The sequence below is a fragment of the Pseudomonas sp. GW821-FHT04D07 genome, assembly GCF_059420225.1.
Genome location: NZ_JBWKTH010000067.1, coordinates 1 through 880 on the forward strand (window position 1 = coordinate 1; position 880 = coordinate 880).

At 61.9% G+C, this 880-nt stretch carries 1 pseudogene; it reads left to right on the forward strand.

The window, feature by feature from the left end:
- Nucleotides 1-82: 82 nt before the first annotated feature.
- A pseudogene (locus tag AC07T0_RS31715) lies at nt 83-880 on the forward strand (hypothetical protein); the annotation flags it as partial.

An 880-nucleotide genomic window follows, 5' to 3' on the forward strand; every position in this document is an offset into this window, starting at 1 on the left:
CGAACTGTCATTTCTGACAGTAGCCAGCCTGGTGTTTACGGCGCCCAATAAACCCCATCGTCAACCCGATAGGAGTCCCGCCATGACCCGCTCGGTCGTCGCCCTGCCGCTCGAGGAAATCGACATCCCCGACAAGAAAAGCCCCCTGCCGCCCATGCCCGCGGACACCTGGGGCATCAGTCGCGCCGCGGCCGTCGACCTCTGGCCCCATGCCGGCTTGCGGGTACAGATCCCCGCCTGGGACATCATGCACATCGGCGACAGCGTCGTGGTCAGGCTCGATACCAACACTGTCGCGCAGGGCAGCATTATCCAGGCTGACGAGGTCGGCAAGCCCGTGACGCTGTTCATTCCCAGCGCACGCCTGGGGGACGGGGGCTATTTCATCGTGGACTATGTGGTCACGCGGCCGAGCAACGATCCTGATTTTTCGCCCCGCACCAAAATCTACGCCAAGCTCGACCTCCCCGGCGGCAAGGATGAGAACGGCAGCATTCCCGGTCATTCCGAACTGCATATGGAGATCCCCGAAGAGATTCTGTTGGACGGCGTCGATGCCGATACGCCCTTCGTGCCGATCACCATCAAATCCCCCGTTGCCGGGGAGCCGCCCTATCCCAACATTGCCGAAGGCGACCGTATTTTCCTGAGCTGGGGGGGCGTGTATGTCGAACATGAGGTGACCTACGACGAAGCCTTCAACTTCGAGACCTTTCCGATCGAGGTCATCGTCGACAAGGCGACGATTGACGAGGGCTTGGACTCCGACGGCCTACCGGTGGCCTTCGAAATCTACGACGTGGTCGACAACCGCTCCGAGGACTGGAGTGCCGAAATCCGTATCGTGGTCGACACCGGCAGCTCGCGGCTCGACGCGCCG